The 19,452-nt window shown below is 74.8% G+C and carries 19 protein-coding genes; 7 read left to right on the forward strand and 12 right to left on the reverse strand.

Annotated features, from left to right (window positions below; genetic code table 11):
* Nucleotides 1-23: 23 nt before the first annotated feature.
* From NH342_RS09910 to NH342_RS09930, 5 genes are read right to left on the reverse strand one after another with little or no spacing between them, the layout of a single operon-like run.
* Complete coding sequence (locus NH342_RS09910; protein ID WP_253014276.1) at nt 24-785, reverse strand: hypothetical protein; 762 nt, start codon at nt 783-785, stop codon at nt 24-26.
* The gene (locus tag NH342_RS09915) at nt 782-2,347 is read right to left on the reverse strand and encodes a long-chain-fatty-acid--CoA ligase (protein ID WP_253014278.1); all 1,566 of its coding nucleotides are present in this window, start codon (nt 2,345-2,347) and stop codon (nt 782-784) included. Before NH342_RS09915 ends, NH342_RS09910 begins: the two co-directional genes overlap by 4 nt.
* Entirely contained in the window at nt 2,344-3,357 is a 1,014-nt protein-coding gene (locus NH342_RS09920) for a helix-turn-helix domain-containing protein (RefSeq protein WP_253014280.1), read from the reverse strand. The genes NH342_RS09915 and NH342_RS09920 overlap by 4 nt, the downstream gene beginning before the upstream one ends.
* On the reverse strand, nt 3,354-4,871 hold the full coding sequence (locus NH342_RS09925; RefSeq protein WP_253014282.1) for a carotenoid oxygenase family protein: 1,518 nt from the start codon (nt 4,869-4,871) through the stop codon (nt 3,354-3,356). The genes NH342_RS09920 and NH342_RS09925 overlap by 4 nt, the downstream gene beginning before the upstream one ends.
* 28 nt (nt 4,872-4,899) lie before the next feature.
* Entirely contained in the window at nt 4,900-6,135 is a 1,236-nt protein-coding gene (locus NH342_RS09930; protein WP_253014284.1) for an acetyl-CoA acetyltransferase, read from the reverse strand.
* A 90-nt stretch (nt 6,136-6,225) separates the two neighbouring features.
* Between NH342_RS09930 and NH342_RS09935 the strand changes: the two genes are divergently transcribed.
* Genes NH342_RS09935 through NH342_RS09960 form a run of 6 tightly spaced genes read left to right on the forward strand, consistent with a single transcriptional unit; the run spans nt 6,226 to nt 11,301 of the window.
* Entirely contained in the window at nt 6,226-7,434 is a 1,209-nt protein-coding gene (locus NH342_RS09935) for an acetyl-CoA C-acyltransferase (RefSeq protein ID WP_253014286.1), read from the forward strand.
* Nucleotides 7,431-8,345 (forward strand): SDR family NAD(P)-dependent oxidoreductase, encoded by a 915-nt coding sequence (locus NH342_RS09940; RefSeq protein ID WP_253014288.1) that lies wholly within the window; start codon nt 7,431-7,433, stop codon nt 8,343-8,345. Before NH342_RS09935 ends, NH342_RS09940 begins: the two co-directional genes overlap by 4 nt.
* Nucleotides 8,342-9,163, forward strand: coding sequence for a DUF1295 domain-containing protein (locus tag NH342_RS09945; RefSeq protein ID WP_253014290.1), 822 nt, complete (start codon nt 8,342-8,344; stop codon nt 9,161-9,163). Before NH342_RS09940 ends, NH342_RS09945 begins: the two co-directional genes overlap by 4 nt.
* Entirely contained in the window at nt 9,160-10,059 is a 900-nt protein-coding gene (locus NH342_RS09950) for an acyl-CoA thioesterase II (RefSeq protein ID WP_253014292.1), read from the forward strand. The genes NH342_RS09945 and NH342_RS09950 overlap by 4 nt, the downstream gene beginning before the upstream one ends.
* Entirely contained in the window at nt 10,056-10,841 is a 786-nt protein-coding gene (locus NH342_RS09955; protein ID WP_253014294.1) for a thioesterase family protein, read from the forward strand. Before NH342_RS09950 ends, NH342_RS09955 begins: the two co-directional genes overlap by 4 nt.
* A 34-nt stretch (nt 10,842-10,875) precedes the next feature.
* Entirely contained in the window at nt 10,876-11,301 is a 426-nt protein-coding gene (locus NH342_RS09960; protein ID WP_253014296.1) for a hypothetical protein, read from the forward strand.
* Here NH342_RS09960 and NH342_RS09965 read toward each other — a convergent pair.
* The 7 genes from NH342_RS09965 to NH342_RS09995 form a co-directional block, all read right to left on the reverse strand.
* Nucleotides 11,298-11,678, reverse strand: a complete 381-nt coding sequence (locus tag NH342_RS09965; RefSeq protein WP_253014298.1) for a VOC family protein — start codon at nt 11,676-11,678, stop codon at nt 11,298-11,300. The genes NH342_RS09960 and NH342_RS09965 overlap by 4 nt on opposite strands.
* A 55-nt stretch (nt 11,679-11,733) precedes the next feature.
* Complete coding sequence (locus NH342_RS09970) at nt 11,734-13,221, reverse strand: class I adenylate-forming enzyme family protein (RefSeq protein WP_253014300.1); 1,488 nt, start codon at nt 13,219-13,221, stop codon at nt 11,734-11,736.
* Nucleotides 13,222-13,236: 15 nt separating this feature from the next.
* Nucleotides 13,237-14,481: an alpha-amylase family glycosyl hydrolase gene (locus NH342_RS09975; protein ID WP_253014302.1), complete on the reverse strand. Its 1,245-nt coding sequence runs from the start codon at nt 14,479-14,481 to the stop codon at nt 13,237-13,239.
* An 89-nt stretch (nt 14,482-14,570) separates the two neighbouring features.
* Nucleotides 14,571-15,263 carry an Ltp family lipoprotein gene (locus NH342_RS24185; RefSeq protein WP_253014304.1) on the reverse strand — a complete coding sequence of 231 codons (693 nt, stop codon included), beginning with the start codon at nt 15,261-15,263 and terminating at the stop codon, nt 14,571-14,573.
* A gap of 145 nt (nt 15,264-15,408) precedes the next feature.
* Complete coding sequence (locus NH342_RS09985) at nt 15,409-16,416, reverse strand: acyl-CoA dehydrogenase family protein (RefSeq protein ID WP_253014306.1); 1,008 nt, start codon at nt 16,414-16,416, stop codon at nt 15,409-15,411.
* Nucleotides 16,413-17,564 (reverse strand): acyl-CoA dehydrogenase family protein, encoded by a 1,152-nt coding sequence (locus NH342_RS09990; protein WP_253014308.1) that lies wholly within the window; start codon nt 17,562-17,564, stop codon nt 16,413-16,415. The genes NH342_RS09985 and NH342_RS09990 overlap by 4 nt, the downstream gene beginning before the upstream one ends.
* Before the next feature lie 18 nt (nt 17,565-17,582).
* A complete protein-coding gene (locus tag NH342_RS09995; RefSeq protein WP_253014310.1) occupies nt 17,583-18,896 on the reverse strand; it encodes a cytochrome P450 in 1,314 nt (437 codons plus the stop codon).
* Between the two features lie 140 nt (nt 18,897-19,036).
* Here NH342_RS09995 and NH342_RS10000 point away from each other — a divergent pair.
* Nucleotides 19,037-19,452: cbb3-type cytochrome c oxidase subunit I (locus NH342_RS10000; protein ID WP_253014312.1), on the forward strand; the 416-nt coding region annotated here is incomplete at its 3' end.

Consider the following 19,452-nt stretch of genomic DNA (forward strand, 5'->3'; position numbering starts at 1 on the left):
GCAGGGGGCCGGGCCGCGGTGCGTCAGACCGTGCGGAACCGCACCGGCATGCCGCCGAAGGTCAGCGGCTCCGCGGGCGCGGTGGCGCCGTCGCGCAGCGACAGCTCCACCCCGCACAGCCCGCTGCCGTCCGCGGTGAACCGCACGGTGCGGCCGGGCCGGCCGGGGGCGGCGAGCACCAGCTGCGGGCAGCCGTCCTCGCCGGTGGTCACCGGGACACCCAGGATCGCGCCCAGGACGGCGGCGCGGGCCCGCGGGTCGGGACCGCCGACGTCGACGCCGAGCACGTCGTCGACCAGCGCGCCCGAGGACCGGGTCATCGGCACGTCGTCCCAGAACCACACGTCGGGGTCGGCAATCCCGTCGAGCTCGACGAGCAGGCCCAGGTCGCCCGGGCGCAGCTGCACGATGCGGTGGCCGTAGACCTCCTGGTCGGCCACCACCCGCACGCCGGCCTCGGTGGCGGCGGCCACGCCCGCGGCGACGTCGTCCACCTGGATGGACAGCCCGTACCCGCCGCGACCGCCGACCTTGGTCAGCCACCGGGTGAGCGGGACGTCCTCGCGCAGCGGACCGACCAGCTCCAGGAAGGCGCCGCCGCCGGCCGGGCCCTCGTGCGCGGCGCCGATCGGCAGCGACTCGTCGGCCATCCCGACGGTCTCCAGCACCGGGTCCGGGAACCCCGGCGCCAGCCCGAGCGCGGCCCGCGCGGCGGCGGAGTCGCCCTCGAGGTCGCTGGTGGCGCTGATGACCTGCCGGAGCTGGGCCCACCGGGTGGCGCTCACGCGATGCCCCGGTCGTGCCCGGCCCACAGCGGTGCGCGCAGCTCGCGGCGCAGCACCTTGCCCGAGGGGTTGCGCGGCAGCGCGCCCACCACCTCGACCCGGCGCGGGCACTTGTAGTGCGCCAGCCGCTCGCGGCAGCCGGCCAGCAGGTCGTCGGGGTCGAGCTGCGCGCCGGGGACGGCGACCACGAAGGCCACCGGGGACTCGCCCCACCGGTCCGAGGGCTCCCCCACCACCGCGACCTCGGCCACGCCGGGGTGCGCGGCCAGCGCGTTCTCCACCTCGGCGGGGTACACGTTCTCCCCGCCGCTGACGATGACGTCCTTGATGCGGTCGCGCAGGTAGAGGTAGCCGTCCGCGTCGAGCTCGCCGACGTCACCCGTGCGCAGCCACCCGCCGGGCAGGAACGCCTCGGCGGTGGCGGCCGGGTTGCGCCAGTAGCCGGTGGTCACCACCGGGCCGCGGACGACGACCTCGCCGACCTCGCCGGCCTGCAGCGGCACCCCGGCGACGTCGACGACGCCGACCTCCACGCCGGGCACCGCGCGGCCGGCCGAGCGCAGCCGGTGCACCGTCGCCGGGTCGGGCACGTGGTCGGCGGGCGGCAGCAGGGTGGTGACGCCGAGGGTCTCGGTGAGGCCGTAGCTCTGCGACAGCTGCGCGCCGAAGAGCTCCTGGGCGCGCCGCATGAGCGTCTCCGAGATCGGGGAGGCGCCGTAGACCACGTGCCGCAGCGAGGAGAAGTCGGCGCGGGCGGCGGCCGGGTCGGCGCAGAGGATGCCGATGATCACCGGCACCATCGCCGCGTGGGTGGCCCGGTGCGCCGTGATCGCCTCGAGCATCGCGGCCGGCGTGGGCTCCCGGAACTGCACCAGGGTGCCGCCGGCGGCGAGCGTGATCAGCGACCAGCCACCGGCCGCGATGTGGTAGTAGGGCGTGGGCACCAGGCTGACGGAGTCCGCGTCCACGTCGATCAGGGCACCGAACGCGTCGACCGCGGCGAGCAGCCCGGCGACGGTGATCTGCACACCCTTGGGCCGGCCGGTGGTGCCGGAGGAGTACATCAGCGCGGCGAGGGCGTCGCCGTCCCGGTCGCGGTGCGGGTCGGTGGCCGGCTGCTCGGCCAGCCATGCCTCGTAGCCGGTCCGGTCGCCGGCCGGCCCGTCGAACACCAGGGCGGGGACGGCGAGGTCGGCCGGCAGCAGCGGGGCCAGCTCGGCCTCCACCAGGACGGCGGAGACCTCGGCGTCGGCCAGGATCCAGGCGACCTCGTCGGCGGCCAGCCGGAAGTTCAGCGGGACGACGACCAGCCCGGCCTTCTGCGTGCCGGCGAAGAGCTCCCAGTACTCGGTGGCGTTGTGGCCCAGGTAGGCCACCCGGTCGCCGGGCTGCAGGCCCAGTGCCACCAACCCGGCGGCCAGCCGGTCCGAGCGCTCGGCGAGCTCGCCGTGGGTGCAGGCGCGGCCGGCACCGACCACGGCGGGGTGCTGCGGTGAGCGGGCGGCCGGGGCGCGCAGCAGCGCGGCCAGCGTGGTGGCCCGGCTCTCGATCAGCGTGGTCACGGGGTCTCCTCGTCCAGGGTCGGCGCCGCGGCGCCCACGATCTCGATGTCGGCGCCGCGCAGCCGGGCCCGGCAGACGTCGCAGGCCAGGCACGGCTCGAAGGTCTGCCCGCAGCCGCGGTGCACCTGCTCCACCGCGGGGCCCTCGGGGGCGCGGAACCAGTCCTGGCCCCAGCGCAGCGTGGTCTCCACGACCGGGAAGAAGGCCCGGCCCTTGTCGGTGAGGTGGTACTGCGCCCAGTCGGCGCGCTCGGGGTCGGGCCGGGTGGCCAGCACGCCGAGGTCGGTGAAGGTGCGCAACCGGTCGGACACCACCGTCGGCGGGGCACCGAGGAAGGTCTGGAACTCCCCGAACCGGGTGGCGCCGCGGAAGGCCGCACCCAGCAGCGCCGAGGACCAGCGGTTGCCGATCAGCGCCATCGTCTCGGGGAACATGCCCGGGCCGTCGGTGACCCCGGCGACCGGCGCGGCGGGGGCGGCCCGGCGGCGGGTGGTGGCCGCCGGCACCGAGCGCTCCCACGACCCGCTGGGCCCCCAGGCGCCGGCGACGTCGCGCGGGTGCACCACGCCGCCGCACGCCTCGCAGGTCAGCAGCGCCCGGAACGCCGAGCCGCAGGAGCGGTGCACCTTCTGCGGCAACGCCGCGGCGTGCTCGGGCACCCAGCGGCGCTCCCACTCCCAGATCGAGAGCATGACCGGCCACAGCCCGCGACCGCGGGCGGTGAGCAGGTACTCGTGCCGCTCGGGCCGCTCGGAGTACCGGTGGCGCCGGTACACCCCGACCTCGGTGAGCCGGGTCAGCCGGTTGGTCAGCACCGAGTTGGAGATCGGCAGCCGCGCCTTCCACTCCCCGAACCGGCGGGCACCCAGCAGCGACTGCTGCACCAGCAGCAGGTTCCACTCGTCGCCGACCAGCGGCAGGGTCGCCCCGATCTGGTTGACCCCGCCGGCCGGCAGCGGGGTCGGGGACTCCCCGGCGTCGGCGTCGGCCGCACCCAGCGGGAGGCTCACAGGCCCACCGCGGTGGCCGGGTCGTCGCTGGTGGCCCAGCCCGGCAGGGAGTCCCCGGCCGCCCAGGTGGAGTGCGTACCGCTGGAGATCCGCTCGGGCAGCTGCAGGGTGCACACCGGCCCGTCGGACAACCGCGACGCGTCGAACACCAGGCAGTAGGACGCATCGGTGTTCATGTCGGTGGTGAGGGTGACCAGGTAGCCGTCGTCCTCGGCGGTCGAGCCCACCCGCGGGGCCATCGCGGTCTCGCTGCCGTAGACGCCCTCGCCGAAGGAGATCCGCTCCTCCGTGCCGGTCCTCAGGTCGTGCCGGACCAGGCCGTCGAAGAGGAACCAGGCGGGCTTGCCGGTGGCGGCGTAGGCGTAGCGGTAGTCCCGGCCGGCGTAGGCGCCGTTCATCATCCCGAACTCGGTGACGGTGTCCGAGAGCTGCTCCTCGCGCACCAGGCCGGTGCGCAGGTTCAGCCGCCACCGGTGCAGCCGGGACTGCATGCGGTCCAGCGCGAGGAACCGGAAGGCCCGCTCCCACTTGTTGCCCATGCCGTTGTCGGCCGGCTCGGGGTCGCCCTGGAAGAAGCCGTCCAGGACGATCTCTTCGCCCTCCTCGTAGGCGTTCACCCAGTGCAGCACGTAGGTCGACTCGGCCTCGAACCACCGGATGGACCCCGGGCCGCCGCGGCGCGGGATGACCGCGATCCGGGTGGGCAGCTCGGGGTGGAACCGGGCGGCGTAGTGGCCCTGCCCGATCAGCTCGGGGTCCCAGAACAGCGGGCAGTCGTTGAGGATCGCGTAGTTCTCGGTGTAGGCCATGTCGTGCGGCAGGCGGGGGCCGGGCAGCTCGACGTCGACGTAGTGCACCAGCTCGTCGTCCGCGTCGACCACGCCGTAGTGCATGTAGGGCGCCTGCGTGCCGTAGTTGAAGAACAGCAGCTCCCCGGTGCGGTCGTCGGCCTTGGGGTGCGCCGAGACGCCCCAGTCGAACGGGAAGTCCCCGCCCCAGGTGGCCTTGCCCAGCGTCTCGGCGGTGCGCGGGTCGAGCCGGTACAGGTCACCGCACTGGTAGAAGGTCGTGAGCGCCGTGCCGTTGTGCACCACGACGTCGGTGCTGGAGGCGTCCTTCATCCGGCCGCGGGCGCCCCAGCCGTCGTCGCGCTTCGCGATCGCCGGCCGCTCGGCGAGCCCGGCCCACAGCGGGCCGCCCGCCTCGGCCTCGGCGAGCAGGCCGTCGGTGCGCACGAACCGGTTGCGGTAGAAGGCCTTCCCGTCGCGGAAGCCGACGACGTGCACCATGCCGTCGCCGTCGAAGGGGTGGTAGTTGCGCAGCGCGGGGTGCACCGGGTTCTCGGTGTTCCGCAGGTACACCCCGTCCAGGTCGGTGGGCACCTCGCCCTGCACGACGGTGAGGTCGTCGGCCTTGAACTCGGTGGTCTGCGGCCGCCACGGGCCGGTGCGGTAGGGGTGGTCGTCGTCCGCCGGGAGGGTGGACAGGACACGACCGACGATCTCGACGTCCACGGGTGGTCCTCTCTCGCAGGTCTGGGCGTCAGGCGGCGGGGGCCGACCCGACCACGAAGCTCACCGTGGTCGTGGTGCTGCCGCCGATGTTGAGGGTCATGAAGGTGTCGGCACCCTCGACCTGGTACTCACCGGCGGCGCCGGTGACCTGCTTGGCGGCGTCGACGAGCATGCGGACGCCGGTCGCACCGACCGGGTGGCCACCGCCGATGAGCCCGCCGCTGGGGTTGACGGGCAGCCGGCCGCCGGCCTCGATGCTGCCGTCCTCGACCGCCTGCCAGTTCTTGCCCGGCTCGGTGAGCCCGACGTGGTCGATGGCCAGGTACTCCGAGGGTGTGAAGCAGTCGTGGGTCTCCAGGCCGTCGACGCCGTCGAGGGTCACCCCGGCGCGCCCGAAGGCGTCCTGCACGGCCTGCCGCACGTGCGGCAGCAGGTAGGGGTCCTCCGCGGAGCGGTCCAGCTTCTGCTGCAGGCCCAGGCCCACCGTGCGGTGGCCCCAGCCGAGCATGCGGGCCAGCGGACGGCGGGTGGCCTGCGGGTGCGCGGCCAGCCAGCGGTCGGACACCAGCACCACACCGGCCGCGCCGTCGGTGACCTGGCTGCAGTCGTAGCGTCGCATCCGGCCCTCGACGACCGGGTTGTCGGCGCGGTCGGTGGCGGTGCCGACCAGCTGTCCGACGTCCCACCCGCGGGTCTGCGCGTTGGGGTTGCGCTTGGCGTTGGCGAAGTTGAGCTGCGCGATCGCCTGCAGGTGGACGTCGTCGAGGCCGTAGCGCTCGTCGTAGGCCTGCGCCACCTTGTCGAACATCCACGGCCACATGAACCGCGCGTCCTGGCCCTCGTGGCCGATCCACGCCGCGGCGCCGAGGTGGCCGGCGGCCTGGTCGCCGGGGACGGTCTTCTCCAGCTCCACGCCGAGCACCAGGGCGCAGTCGTAGTGCCCGGCCTGCAGGTCGGCCATCGCGGCGAGGACGGCGATGCTGCCCGAGGCGCAGGCGGCCTCGTGCCGGGCGGCGGGCACGCCCCACAGCGCGGGCTCCACGGTGGCCGGCATGGCCCCCATCTGGCCCTGGCCGGTGAACAGCTGGCCGAAGGCGTTGCCGACGTGCACCACCTCGACCTGGTCGGGGCCCAGGCCCGCGGACTCCAGCGTGCCGCGCACCACCTCGGCGGTGAGGTCGGCGCTGTCACCACCCTCGCGGGTCAGGTTGCGGGCGAAGTCGGTCTGGTACCCGCCCGCCACCCAGATGCCGGTGCCGTCCACGGCGCCTCCTCGGTCGGTGCTTGCCTGTATGACTCAGGTCATACTACAACTAACAGAGCAAGTGGACCAGCACCTCGAGGGAGAACCCAGATGACCGACGCCTACGTGCTGGACTTCGTGCGCTCGCCGCGCGGGAAGGGCTCCCGCCGCGGCGCGCTGCACGGGCACGGACCGGTCGAGCTGGTCACCGGCCTGCAGCACGCCCTGGTCGACCGCACGGGCCTGGACGCGGAGCGGGTCGAGGACGTGGTGCTCGGCTGCGCCTCCCAGGTCGACGAGCAGGGCGCCAACCTGGCCCGGACGGCGACCCTGCTGGCGGGCTGGGGCGACCGTGTTCCGGGGGTCACCCTCAACCGGTTCTGCGCCTCGGGGGTGGACGCCGTCGCGCAGACCGCCGGCCGGATCCGCGGCGGCGACCTGGGACTCGCGGTCGCCGGCGGCGTGGAGAGCGTGTCCCGGGTGCCCATGTTCACCGACCGCGGCCCGCTGTGGGCCGACCCCGCCACGATCACCGCCATCGGGTCGGTGCACATGGGCATCGCCGCCGACCTCAACGCCACCCTCGACGGCTTCACCCGCGAGCAGCTGGACGCCTACGCCGTGGAGACCCACGCCAAGGCCGCCGCCGCCTGGGACGCCGGCCGCTACGCGGGGTCGGTGGTGCCGTTCACCGGCCCGGACGGCCAGCCGGTCACCCGCGACGAGCTGGTCCGCCCGGGCATCTCCGCCGAGTCGCTGGCCCAGCTGCCCCCGGCCTTCGCCGAGCTCGGCGCGCAGGGGGAGGACGCGATCGTGGCCGCCGCCCACCCCGAGGTCGGGCCGCTGCGGCACGAGCACACCGTGGGCACCTCACCCGCCCTGGCCGACGGCGCCGCGCTGCTGCTGCTGGGCTCGCGCGAGGCCTCCGACGCCGCCGGGCTGCGTCCCCGGGCCCGGGTGCTGGGCTCGGCGACGGCGGCGACCGACCCGGTCGTCATGCTCACCGCCGGCCAGCAGGCCGTGGAGGCCGTGCTCGCCCGCGCCGGGCTGAGCGCCGACGACGTCGACGTGTTCGAGTTCGCCGAGGCGTTCGCCGCGCTGTGCCTGCGCTTCCGCCGCGACCTCGGCGCCGGGCCCGACCGGCTCAACCCCGACGGCGGCACCATAGCCATGGGCCACGCCTTCGGCGCCACCGGCGCGATCCTGGTCGGCCAGTGCGTCGCCGAGCTCGAGGTGCGGGAGGGCCGGTACGGGGTCGCGGCGGTCAGCGGCGCGGCCGGGCTGGGCGTCGCCGTCCTGGTGGAGCGGGTGCCCGCGTGAGCCCCGGGCTGGCCGGCCGGGTCGTCGTCGTCACCGGTGGTGGCAAGGGGCTGGGCCGGGCGTTCGCGCTGCACCTGGCCGCGGCCGGTGCGCACGTCGTGGTCAACAACCGCGACCGGGTGCGCGACGCGCACGGCCGCCGGGCCGCCGACGCCGTCGTCGCCGAGATCGAGGCCGCCGGGGGCACCGCGGTCGCCGAGCACGGCGAGGTCGAGGACCCGGCCACCGCCGACCGGCTGGTCGCCCTGGCCCTGGACCGGTGGGGGCGGCTGGACGGCTGCCTGACCAGCGCCGGGATCAACCCCCTCGCCCTGGCCCACCGGGTCGAGCCCGTGGAGTTCGCCCGGGTGCTCGCGGTCAACGTGGCAGGCACCGCGCAGGTCGCCGGGGCGTGCCTGCGGGCGATGCGGGAGCAGGGCTCGGGCCGGGTGCTGCTGGTCTCCAGCGGGGCCGGCCTGCACGGCGAGCTCGCCGCCGCGGCCTACGCGGCCAGCAAGGGCGCGGTCGTCGCGCTGGCCCGCACCATGGCGATCGAGGGGCCGCGCAGGGGCGTGGCGGCCAACGTGCTGCTTCCCTACGCCACCACCCAGATGACCGACCAGGGCATGGACCGCCGCTACCTCGACGCCATGGCCCCGGAGCTGGTCGCCCCCGTCGCGACCGCGCTGCTGGACCCGGCCTGCCCGCTGAACGGGCAGGTGGTGGTGGCCGCGGCCGGGGCCGTGCGGGCCACCGACGCCGTGGAGTACGACCCGGTCCGGCTGCCCGACGGCCCGCTGTCGGGCCCCGACCTCGCCGGCCTGCTGGCCACCAGCCGCGCCGGCGCCCCCCGCACCTTCGCCTCCGCCCAGGAGGCGTTCCTCGACCTCGCGGCCACGGTCGCGCCCACCCCAGCCGGAGGACCCGCGTGACCGACCTGCCCTGGACCGACGTGGCCGTGAACCTGGCCGGCAGCCTGCTCGCCCTGGTGGTGCTGCTCGGCGCGGTGATGGCGCTGGCCACCGCCATCGGCAAGCAGTCGATCATCGACGTGGTCTGGGGGCCCGGGTTCGTCGTCGTCGCCGGGGTCAGCCTGGTGCTGTCGTCGGGGGACGGCGGGGACACCGGCCGCCGCTGGCTGGTGTTCGCGCTGACCGCGGTCTGGGGGCTGCGGCTGGGGGGCTACATCTTCGCCCGCAACCACGGCAAGCCCGAGGACCGCCGCTACGAGGCGCTGATGCGCAAGCGCACCGGGTCGCTGGTGCCCTTCCTCGTCCGGCGGATCTACGGCTACCAGGGCGTGGTGCTGTTCGTGGTGTCGCTGCCGGTGCAGGTGGCGATGTACGAGTCCGCGCCGCTGGGCTGGCTGGACGCCGTGGCCGTCGCGCTGTGGCTGGTCGGGTTCGTCTTCGAGTCGGTCGGCGACTGGCAGCTGGCCCGGTTCAAGGGCGACCCGGCCAACGCCGGGCGGATCATGGACCGCGGCCTGTGGGCCTGGACCCGGCACCCGAACTACTTCGGCGACAGCTGCGTGTGGGTGGCGCTGTTCCTGCTGGCGCTGGGCTCGTGGTGGGGCCTGCTGACCGTGGTCTCGCCGTGGCTGATGGTCCGGATGCTGGTCACGGGGTCGGGCGCGGCGCTGCTGGAGCGCGGCATGATGCGCCGCCGCGGCGACGCCTACGCCGACTACGTGGCCCGTACCAGCGGCTTCCTGCCCCGCCCGCCGCGCCGCACCCCGGCGCAGCGGTGAACCACGACGTCGCCGACCTGCTGGGCGTCCTCGACCTCGACCCGGCCGGTCCCGACCGGTTCTGCGGCCGCAGCGCGTCGCTGGCGCTGCCGCAGCTGTTCGGTGGCCAGCTGCTCGCCCAGGCCGTCGTCGCGGCCGGGCGGACGACGGAGCCGGACCGGTCCACGGTGTCGCTGCACGCCTCGTTCCTGCGGCCCGGCCGGCCCGAGGTGCCCCTGGACCTCGCGGTCGAGCGGGTGCGCGACGGCCGGTTGCTGTCCACCCGTGAGGTGCGCATCCGGCAGGGCGGCGCCGAGGTCTGCCGGGTGGTGACGACGGCGGCGGTCGACGGTGCCGGCCCTGGCCACGCGCCGCCGCTGCCCGACGTCCGGCCCCCCGGGGAGCTGCCGGACCTGGCGACGGCGTCCGTGCCGCACGGCGGGCTGGGTCCGGTGTGGGCCGGGTTCGACGCGGTGGAGGTCCGGCTGCCGGCGCTGCCCCCGGGCGGCGTCCCGCCGCAGCCGCCGGGGCCCGACGTGGTGGGGGTGGGCGGGGGCACGTCGACGGCGTGGATGCGGGCGGCGGGGCCCCTGCCGCAGGACCCGCTGCTGCACCGGGCGGTGGTGGCCTACCTGTCGGACCTGCTGCTGATCTCCGCGGCGGTGCAGCCGCACGGCTACCACCTGGGCCACGAGCGCGCCTTCGACGAGCAGTGGACGGCGGTCTCGCTGGACCACGCGATGTGGTGGCACACCCAGCCGCGGGCCGACGCGTGGCTGCTGTTCGAGCTGGCCTCGCCGGCGTCGGTGGGCGGCCGGGCGCTGGTCACCGCCCAGGTGTGGGCGCAGGACGGCACCCCGGTGGCCGGGGTGGCCCAGCAGGCGCTGGTGGCGCCGCGGCTAGCGTCGCCCGCGTGAGCTCCCCCGAAGCGTTCTACTTGCCGCTCGGCGACGGGCGGTACGCGCCCACGAAGGCCACCGAGAGCCCGTGGGACGGCACCGCCCAGCACGGCGGACCGCCCACCGCGCTGCTGGCGCACCTTGCCGGGCAGCAGGCCGCGCAGCAGGCGGGGCAGCAGCCGGTGCGGGTGTCGGTGGACTTCCTCGGCGCCATCCCGCGGGAGGAGTGCACCGTCGAGGTGTCGCCGCTGCGGCCGGGCCGGCGGATCGACCTGACCGAGGCCGTGCTGTCGGTGGCCGGCCGGCCTGCGGTGGTCGCGCGGGTGTGGTCGCTGGCCCCGGGCCCGACGCCGCCCGTGGTGCACCCGCCCGTGGTCCCGCCCCCCGTCGAGGACGCCGTGCCCTCCCAGGTGCTGCCGCACCTGACCGACTGGGGCTACGGCCAGGCGCTGGAGTGGCGGTACGCCAGCGGCTCGGCCCACGAGCTCGGCGCGGCCGACGTGTGGACCCGGCTGCGCATCCCGCTGGTCGCCGGGGTGGAGCCCACCGGGACCGACCGGGTGCTGGTGGCCGCCGACGCCGCCAACGGGATCTCCGCCGAGCTGCCGCTGGGGCAGTGGTTGTCCATCCCGCCCGGGGTGACGGTGCACCTGACCCGGGAGGCCGAGGGCGAGTGGGTGCACCTGGCCTGCCGGACCCGCATCGACGCGAACGGGCTGGGTCTGTGCACCGGGACCGTCTCGGACGCCACCGGGGTGGTCGGCGAGGTGGCGCAGCCCCTGCTCGTCCGCAAGCGGTGAGGTTCCCGACCGGGCGGGCGGGTAGCGGGGCACGATGACGTCGATCAGCCCCACCCGCAGCGGCCTGCCTGCCCGCAGCCAGCGCCGCGCCCGCACCCGCGCGCTGTCCGCCGTCCTGGCCACCTCCGGCCTGGCCCTGCTCGTGGCGCCCGAGCGCGTCGTGCGCCTGCTGACGCCCGACGTCCCCGAGCCGCGGGCCTGGGTGGTGCGGGTGCTCGGCGCCCGGTCCCTGGTCCAGCACGCGGTGATGCTCGTCCGGCCCACCCGCGACATCGCCTACGCCGGTGTCGCGGTCGACGCCGTGCACGCGGCCAGCATGGTGGTCTTCGCCGCCGCCTGGTCCACGTACCGCCGTCCGGCCCTGGTCAGCGCCGCGCTCGCCACCGCCTCGGCCCTGCTGGAGGTGGCAGTAGCGCCGCAGTCCGACGACCCGGTGCACGTCCCCGGCGACGTCGACTAGAGCGGCGCGGCGACCTCCCACAGGTGGCCGGCCGGGTCGGTGAAGGCCGCCGTCCGCACGCCCCACGGCCGGTCCTGCGGGCCGTTGCGCAGCGGCACACCCAGCCGCGCGAGCTCGGCGCACACGGCGTCCACGTCGGGCACCTCGACGGTGAGCATGACCCGGTGCGGGCCCGGGGCGCCGACCTCACCGGGTTCCACCAGCTCCTGCGCCGAGCCCACCTGCAGCAGGTTGAGGATGGTGTTGCCGATCGAGATGCCGGTGGACACGTCGTCGGTGAAGACCTCCGTGCCGCCGAAGACGTCGGCGTAGAAGCGGCGGGCGGCGTCGAGGTCCTCGACGAACAGGGTGATGGCCATCAGGTCGCGCAGCTGCACGGGTGCTCTCCTCGGTCGGGGTCGTCCAGGTCAGGACCGGGCAGGCCCGGAGAACTCATCGGGGGACCGGCGTCCAGCCCTCCGCCGTCCGCAGCGGGCCCTTGAGCACCTTGCCGCCGGCGTTGCGCGGCAGCGGACCGTCGAGGACCCGCACGAACTGGGGCACCTTGTAGTCGGCCAGCCGGTGCCGGGCGAAGGCGGCGAACTCGGCGAGGTCCAGCGGTTCCCGGACCAGCAGGACGGCGCCGACCTTCTCCCCCATCACGTCGTCGGGCACGCCCACCACCGCGACCTCGAGGACGTCGGGGTGCTCGGCGAGGGCGTTCTCCACCTCGACGGAGTACACGTTCTCCCCGCCGCGGTTGATCATGTCCTTGGCCCGGTCGACGATGCGGACCAGGCCCTCGGCGTCGATGGTCGCGAGGTCGCCGGTGTGCAGCCAGCCGTGCCGGAACGTCTCCGCCGTCCGGGCCGGGTCGCCCCAGTAGCCGGTGGCGACGTTCGGCCCGCGGACCAGCAGCTCGCCCACCCCGGTGTCGGGGTCGGGCCGGTCGAGGTCGACGTCGACCACGGGGGCGGGGAAGCCGACCGAGTCGGCGTGGTCGTCGGTCCAGGCGTCGGGCAGGAAGGTGGCCAGCGCGCTGGTCTCGGACAGGCCGAACCCGTTGCCGAGCCGGACGCCGGGGAACGCCACGCGCAGCCGGTGCACCAGCTCCGGGGCCATCGGTGCCCCGCCGTAGGACAGCGCGCGCACGCTGGACAGGTCGGTGGTCGCCAGGTCGGGGTGGCGCAGCACGAGCTCGTAGATGGTGGGGACGCTGGTCAGCAGCGCGACCCGGTGCTCGGCGACCGCGGCCAGGAAGGCCGCGGGCGAGAACCTCGGCATGAGCACCGTCGTCCCGGCCATCAGCACCTGGGTGACCATCTGGGAGCAGCAGCCGGTGACGTGGAACAGGGGCACCGAGACGAGCGAGACGTGGTGGGCGTCGCGGTCCAGCTCGCGGCAGCGCTGCACGTTCTCCGCGGAGCTGAGCAGGCACTCCTGGGTGAGCACCGCGCCCTTGGGCCGCCCGGTGGTCCCCGAGGTGTAGAACAGCGCGGCCACGTCGGTGTGCGCCGGGTCGGCCGGCTCGACCGGGTCGCCGTCGGGCAGGTCGGCGGTGTCGATCACGACGGCGGCCCCGGAGTCGGCGACCACGAAGTCCCGCTCCCGCGGCGCGAGCCGGGTGTTCAGCGGGACGACGACGGCGCCGGCCAGCTGGGTGCCCCAGAACGCGAGCATCCAGGCCAGCCCGTTGGGCAGCCCGACCGCGACCCGGTCCCCCGGACCGACGCCGGCCGCCCGCAGACCGCCGGCCACCCGCGCGGCGCCGTCCCACAGCTCCCGGTAGGTCGCCGTCGGCCCGTCGAGCTCGACGACGGCGGTGCGGTCGGGGTGCGCGGCCACGGCGTCGGCGAACCCGCGGACGACGTTGCGGGCCAGCCCGGTGTAGCGGGCGACGCCGTCCTCGCCCCGCACGACCCCGCTGTTGTCGAAGACCACCGTTGCATCCTGCACCTACTGGCTGAGGACGGCCCAGCCGTGGGCGGGCAGCTCCAGCTCACCGCCGCGGGCCGTCCCCGAGCCCGCCAGCAGCTCCCCCGCCGCCGGGACGGCGGCCGGGTGGTCGGCGACGTTCAGCGCGACCAGGAGCGACTCCCCGTCGGCCGAGGTCCGGACCACCAGCTGCTCGTTGGTCAGGTGCAGCTGCTCGGTGCGGGCCCGGTGCAGCCAGCGGTGCCGGCGCCGCAGCCCGATGAGCTCCTGGTGCATCGCGAACACGTCGCCACCCTCGACGGCGAGCGGGTCGGCGGGGAACTCCGGCCGGATCGCGTCGTCGCCACCGACCCGGTGCTCCTTGATGCCGTGCCAGCCGAACTCGTCACCGGACCACACGGCCGGCGTCCCGCCCGTGGTGAGCAGCAGGACCAGCGCGTGCGGCAGCAGCTGCTCCCCGACCTGGTCGACGACGCGGGTGACGTCGTGGTTGCCGACGAAGGTCCACGGCACGAAGGAGTCCAGGAACCCGTCGTGGCGGGCCAGGGCGTGCGCAGTCTCGAACAGGTTGCCCTCGGCCAGGCCGTGCCAGATGCCCTGCCACAGCTCGTACTGGGTGACCGCGTCCATGCCGGAGGCGGCGACGATCGCCGGGTAGTCGCCGTGGATGACCTCGCCGACGACGTAGACGTCGGGGTGCCGCTCCCGGACGGCGGGCAGCACCCGCGCCCAGAACTCGGGGGGCACGGCGTAGGCCGCGTCCAGCCGCCACCCGTCGACGCCGCGGTCCGGCCAGGAGCACATGACCTCGACCACGTGGGCCACGACGTCGTCCTGCGTGTGGTCGAGCTCGACGAGCAGGTCGTGGCCCTCGAAGGTGCCCGGCCGGTCGCCGTCCCAGCGGATCCAGTGCCGGCGGGCGGGGTCGGTGACGGCGGGGTGGTCGCGGCCGACGTGGTTGAACACGCCGTCCAGCAGCACCCGCACCCCGCGCTCGTGCGCCGCGGCCACCAGGTCGTCGAAGTCCTGCTCGTCGCCCAGGCGGGGATCGATGCGCAGGTGGTCGAGGGTGTCGTAACCGTGGGTTGCCGACGCGAAGACCGGCCCGAGCGCCAGGCCGTTGCAGCCCAGCGCGACCAGGTGGTCCAGCCAGCCGGTGATCCGCGGCAGCCGGTGGGTCACCTGGTCGACCGCCTCCGGCTCGGCACCGACGAACCCCAGCGGGTGCACCTGCCACCAGATCGCGTCCTGCACCCACTCCGGCACGAGCCCTCCTTCGTCGTCGACCACGGTGCGGACACTGCCCCACGGGGGCGCAGCCCATCCGCGGATGGCCGACGACGAAGCAGGTCAGGTCACAACCCGGTCTGGCTGACCCCGTACTCGGCCTCGGCAGGGGTGAAGCCCTCGAAGATCAGCTGGTCGATCAACCCCGACCGGGAGAACGAGGTGTAGTCCAGGTAGTCCAGCGCCTTCTCAGCTGCCTGCTGGTTCCAGTCGACCGTGATGGTGTCCACCGCGAAGGTGGCGTCCTCGGTGGAGTAGCCCTCGTACTCCAGCTGGTCGATGAGCCCGGACCTCGAGAACGACGTGTAGTCCAGGTAGTCCTGGGCCTTGCGGACGGCGTTCCGCTGGCTCACCGTCAGCTCCGGGGTCGCCGCCGCAGGGGTGGTGACCACCGGTGCTGCGGTGGCGGGGACCGGCGTGGCTGCCTCGTCGACCGCGTCCTCGACGGCGGGAGGTGGGCTCACCGACGAGATCGGCGCCTTGGCGCTGGTCGAGGAGGCCGCAGCCACCGAGGACCGGTCCGCCGACGACGACCCCCCGTTCGCGGCCGAGCCGATGATGCCGACCGCCAGGACAGCGGCGGGGATCACGATCCGCTTGCGCTTGAACCACGGACGCGCTGCGGGCGGCACGGGGCCGGGGGCGACCGGCGGAGCGAACTGCTGGGTCTGGTCCCACTGGCCGGGAGCCGGCTGCGGCGGGCCCCAGGGGCCGGGCGCGCCCGGCTGTCCGGTGGGCGGCTGGAAGGGCGGCTGGGTCACGTCGAACTCCCCGTGGTGGTGCTGACGACCGTCGTCAGTACCGAAACCGTACGGTTTCTAGCCGAATCGTCACGTGCCGCAATGTGCCCAGATCGGCCTCACATCTTGGCCAGTTCGACCAACCCGACCCCGCCCGACTCGTGCGTCACACGACGCCCACGAGCGCCGGCCACGGGTCGTCGCCGGCGACCGCGGCACCCAGCACCCGTGCCCAGGTGGTCTCGTTGCCGGCGTCGTCGCGCCAGGACCACATGCGGGTGGTCAGGTGGTGCAGCCGGTGCTCCAGGGTGAACCCGATCGCCCCGTGCACCTGGTGCGCCAGCCGCGCCACGACGTCCACTGCGGCACCGGCCCGCACCTTCGCGGCCGCCGCGGCCAACTCCAGCGGCTCGCCGCGGTCCAGCCTCTGCACCGCGGCGTCGACCAGCGCGGAGACGGCGGTGACCTCGCCGGCCATCTGCGCCAGCTGCACCTGGATGCCCTGGAACTTCGCCAGCGGCCGGCCGAACTGCACCCGCTCGCCGGCGTACTGCACGGTCCAGGCCAGCACGGTCTCCGCCGCCGCCGACAGCTGCACCGCCCGGGCGAGGGCGAACCGGGCCCGCAGGTCGCCCACCGGACCCGTCTGCGCCGGAACCCCGTCCAGCACGTAGGACCCACGCGGCTGGCCGGCCAGGTCCACCGCGTCGCTCGCCTCCAGGTCACCGACGTCGACCAGCGCGAGCACCTCGCCGTCCGGGCCGTCGGCGACCACGACCAGGTGCCGCGCGACCCCGGCCCAGGGCACGTCGGTCGCCGTCCCGGTCACCCGGCCACCCTCGACCCGCAGCTCCCCCGAGACGCCCACGGTCATCGGCTCCTCCACCGGCGGCAGCGCCAGCCCGGCGGCCAGCACGGCGGGGCCGGCGACCAGCAGCTGCTCGGCGACCGGCACCGCGCCCGCCCCGGCGGCCAGGGTGGCGACGACGGCGACCGCGTCGGCCAGTTCCCCGCCGGAGCCGCCGGCCTCCTCGGGCAGCCCCACCCCGGTCAGCCCGGCGTCGGCGAGGTCGGCCCACAGCTCGGCGTCCCACCGCCGCTCGGCGGTCAGCGGGGTCGGCTCGTGAGCGGCGAGGATCTCCCGGACGGTGGAGACCACCAGGTCCTGGCTCATCGCAGGCCCAGCCCACGCGCCACGATCCCGCGCAGGATCTCGTTGGTGCCCCCGCGCAGCGTGTAGCCGGGCTGGTGCAGCTGCGCCTCGGCCAGCGCCCGCCCCAGCGGGTCGGGTGAGTCCAGCGACGCCGGGACGTCGACCACCCGCCGGATCTCCTCGGCGACGTCGGCCTCGAACGTCGTCCCCACGTCCTTGACCAAGGCGGCGGGGATGTCGGGCAGCTCCCCGCGGTCCAGCGCCGCCGCGATGCGGATCGACAGCTGGCGCAGCGCCAGCAGCCGCGCGCTCAACCGGCCCAGGGTCGCGAGCTCGGCGTCGGTGGAGGCCCGGCGGGCGAACGCGGCCAGCAACGGGAAGGTCGACAGGATCCGCTCCGGCCCGCTGCGCTCGAACGCCAGCTCGGCGGTGACCTGGTGCCAGCCCGCGCCCTCCTCGCCCAGCAGCATGTCGCCCGGGACGACCACGGAGTCGAACACCACCTCGTTGAAGTGGTGACCGCCGTCCAGGATGCGGATCGGGTTGATGCTGATGCCCGGCAGCGACAGGTCGACCAGCAGCTGGCTCATCCCCGCGTGCCGGGCGGTCGGGTCGGCCGGCGCGGTGCGCACCAGCACGATCGCGTAGTGGCTGTGGTGGGCGTTCGACGTCCACACCTTGGCGCCGTCGACCACCCAGTCGCCGTCGGCGTTGCGCACCGCCCTCGTGCGGATCGAGGCCAGGTCGGAGCCGGAATCGGGCTCGCTCATCCCGATGACGAAGAAGCACTCCCCCGCCGCGATCCGCGGCAGGATCTCCTTGCGCTGGGTCTCGGTGCCGTAGCGCAGCAGGTTCGGCCCGGACTGCCGGTCGGCGATCCAGTGCGCGGCGACCGGTGCACCCGCGGCCAGCAGCTCCTCGGTGACCGCGTAGCGCTCCATCGCGGTGCGCTCGTGCCCGCCGTACTCCTGGGGCCACGTCATCCCCAGCCAGCCGCGCTCCCCCAGCTTGCGGGAGAACGCCGGGTCCACCCCGGACAGCCAGGTGTCCACGTGCGTGGTGAAGGTGCCGGCGGCGAGCTCCTCGGCGAGGAACTGCCGGACCTCCAGCCGCACCGCCTCGGCGGCCTCGGACGGCGGAGCGGGGGCGAGCGTCAGCGTCGACGGCATGGCCCCGATGGAACCAGGTCAGCGCACCGTCAGCAGCATCGGTCCACGGGGCTTGGGGATGGGGACAGGCCGGATCACCACGCCGGCCGCCGGGTCGGCGGTGACCCGCCGGCCGGCCAGCAGCCTGGCGACGATCGCCTTGACCATGACCTCGGCGACGTGGTTGCCGATGCACAGGTGCGCCCCGCCGCCGAAGGGCACGAACAGGTGGCTGTGCTGCTTGTGCTCCTCGCGGCCGGGGGCGAACCGGTCGGGGTCGAAGGCGTCGGGCCGGGTCCACCAGTCGGGGTGCCGGTGCAGCGCGAGGCTGGACACGTTGACCCCGTGCCCGGCCGGCACCCGCACGCCGGTGATCTCGACGTCGGCCAGGGCGTGCCGCGGGGAGAACGGCACCGGGGGGCTCAGCCGCAGCGCCTCCTGCATCGCCCGGGTGGTGTGCTCCAGGCGCGCGTGGTCGGCGGGGGTGACCGGGGCGCCGTCCAGGGCCCGGACCTCCTCGGCGACCCGGTCCTGCTCGGCGGGGTGCAGGGCGAGCTGCCAGAGCATGACCGCCAGCGTCGAGGTGGTGGTGTCGTGCGCGGCGAGCATGAGGAAGACCATGTGGTCGACGACGTCGTCGACGGGCAGCAGCTCGCCGTCCTCGGTGGTGGCGTGCGCCAGCCGGGAGAGCAGGTCGCCGCGCGGCTGCTCGCGCCGACGCTGCGCGACCAGGTCGCCGAAGACCCGGGTGAGCTCGGCCCGGCCCCGCAGGCCGCGGCGGTAGGTCGACCCGGGGACGGCGACGCGCAGCGGGGTGATCGAGGCGGCGACGGCGGCCTGGAAGGCCCGGTTGACCCGCTCGGACACAGCACCCAGCGACACCCCCACGAACACCTCGGCCGCGATGTCCAGGGTCAGCCGCTTCATCAGCACGTACACGTCGACGTCGCCGGGGGGCAGCGCCTGCAGGTGCCGGTCGGTGACGTCGTGGATGGCGTCGACGTAGCCGGTCAGCGCCGCCCGGCTGAAGGCCTGCTGCATCACCCGGCGGTGCCGGTGGTGGTCGTCGAAGTCGCGCAGCATGAGCCCGTTGCGGAACAGCGGGCCGATGGAGCTGGACCAGCCGCGCTCGCTGGAGAGCACCTTGCCCGGGTCCAGGTAGATCTCCCGGGTCGCCTGCGGGGTCAGGAAGGTGACGCCCTCCCGGCCGAGCACCCGCATGCGGAACACGTCGCCGTGTGCGCGGCGGTGCCGCTCGACGAGCCCGGCGGCGTCGTGCACGAAGGAGAGGGTGTGCCCCACCAGGGGCCAGCCCCGGTCGCCGGGGACGTGCGCCAGCAGGTCCACGGGCATCGTCGACCACCTCCGGCGCCGACCCTAGCCACCCGGGTGACCGCCGTCACGCACCTCGCGACGGCACAGGGACCTCCGAGGACCGTCGTGCCACCCGCCTAGGCTGGCCCCACGCCAGCCGACGACCTGAGGAACACCCCGTGACGATCGCTCCTGCCCCGATCGTGAGCCGTCCTTCGCCGGTTCACGTGGCCGAGAAGGGTTCGCGGCTGTCGATGCTGCTGCGGACGACGGATCACAAGGTGATCGGGTTGATGTACCTGGCCACCTCGTTCACCTGGTTCATGGTGGGCGGGTTGATGGCGATGTTGATGCGTGGTGAGTTGGCGCGTCCGGGTCTGCAGTTCTTGTCGAACGAGCAGTACAACCAGTTGTTCACCATGCACGGCACGGTGATGTTGTTGTTCTTCGCGACGCCGTTGTTCTTCGCGTTCGCGAACCTGATCCTGCCGTTGCAGTTGGGTGCCCCGGATGTGGCGTTCCCGCGGTTGAACGCGTTCTCGTACTGGTTGTTCGCCTTCGGTGGGCTGATCTTGATCTCGGGGTTCTTCACCCC

The organism is Klenkia sp. PcliD-1-E (assembly GCF_024124375.1).
GTDB lineage: Bacteria > Actinomycetota > Actinomycetes > Mycobacteriales > Geodermatophilaceae > Klenkia.

Bases quoted from the DNA above. Each gene is read 5' to 3' on its own strand.
- NH342_RS09935 (WP_253014286.1), top strand. From the start codon at position 6,226: ATGACCGACGCCTACGTGCTGGACTTCGTGCGCTCGCCGCGCGGGAAG.
- NH342_RS09960 (WP_253014296.1), top strand. From the start codon at position 10,876: ATGACGTCGATCAGCCCCACCCGCAGCGGCCTGCCTGCCCGCAGCCAG.
- NH342_RS09985 (WP_253014306.1), bottom strand. From the start codon at position 16,416: ATGAGCCAGGACCTGGTGGTCTCCACCGTCCGGGAGATCCTCGCCGCT.
- NH342_RS09990 (WP_253014308.1), bottom strand. From the start codon at position 17,564: ATGCCGTCGACGCTGACGCTCGCCCCCGCTCCGCCGTCCGAGGCCGCC.
- NH342_RS09995 (WP_253014310.1), bottom strand. From the start codon at position 18,896: ATGCCCGTGGACCTGCTGGCGCACGTCCCCGGCGACCGGGGCTGGCCC.